Annotated in this window: 1 protein-coding gene and 1 pseudogene; both read left to right on the forward strand. The window is 37.0% G+C overall.

Annotated elements, in window-relative coordinates:
* Positions 1–312 (forward strand): hypothetical protein (locus tag ACFIO3_RS13940; protein ID WP_375704674.1); only part of this gene is annotated, 312 nt, incomplete at its 5' end.
* A 132-nt stretch (positions 313–444) separates the two neighbouring features.
* A pseudogene (locus tag ACFIO3_RS13945) lies at positions 445–999 on the forward strand (nicotinate phosphoribosyltransferase); the annotation flags it as partial.

A 999-nucleotide genomic window follows, 5' to 3' on the forward strand; every position in this document is an offset into this window, starting at 1 on the left:
GAACCACGATGTGGTCAAGGCGGTTGGACTTGGTATACAGGTTCAGCTGGTTGGTTTTATCGTGCCGCAACACAAGCAATTCTTGGAATACAGCGTCAGGGAGACCTATTGTTTTTGCAGCCACATTTACCCTCTATTTGGCCAAAATATGAAGCAACAATGAAGTTTTATGATGCCGTTTATAGCATTAAAGTAAAATGGGGACCTAAAAATATGCTCTATGTTAATAGCAAAGAATATACCGAATTTCATACAGGGATAAAGTTACAAAAAACAGGTCAGCATGAAATTATACGTATTGTCAAATCTTAAAGATGAAAGATGAAAAAAGAGAGCAGACTTTTTATTCTTGTTCAAAACTGTAGAGTTGTTATATTGCACCGCCTATATTAGCCGTGTTGGTGCATAATGTTTTAGATTTTATGAAAATGAAAGAAAAAGGTTATGAATCATCCGGATATTGCTAGACGTGTTTACAATCACACTTGGAAACTTGATCCCATTATTCGGTCACTTCTTGATACGGATTTTTATAAGCTTCTAATGGTGCAGATGATTTGGGGGTTATATCCTAATGTTAATGTTACTTTTTCCCTCATAAATCGCTCTAAAACAATACGTCTTGCCGATGATATTGATGAGAGTGAATTGCGTGCCCAACTTGATCATGCTCTTAGTTTGCGCTTTACAAAAAAAGAAATGATTTGGCTTTCTGGTAATACATTTTATGGACGCAAACAAATTTTTGAACCGGATTTTCTTCAGTGGCTTGAGAATTTTCAACTTCCAGAATATGAACTCACCCGCAAAGATGGCCAATATATCCTTCATTTTCATGGACCCTGGGCCCATAGTTCCATGTGGGAAATTCCTGCCCTTGCTATTATTAGTGAATTACGTTCACGTGCTGCTCTCAAAAAACTAGATCGTTTTGCTCTTGATGTACTTTATGCGCGTGCTAAAGCAAAAATGTGGAGTAAAGTTGAACGTCTCAAAAAA

This window comes from Bartonella sp. AD328YNZD, assembly GCF_042196425.1.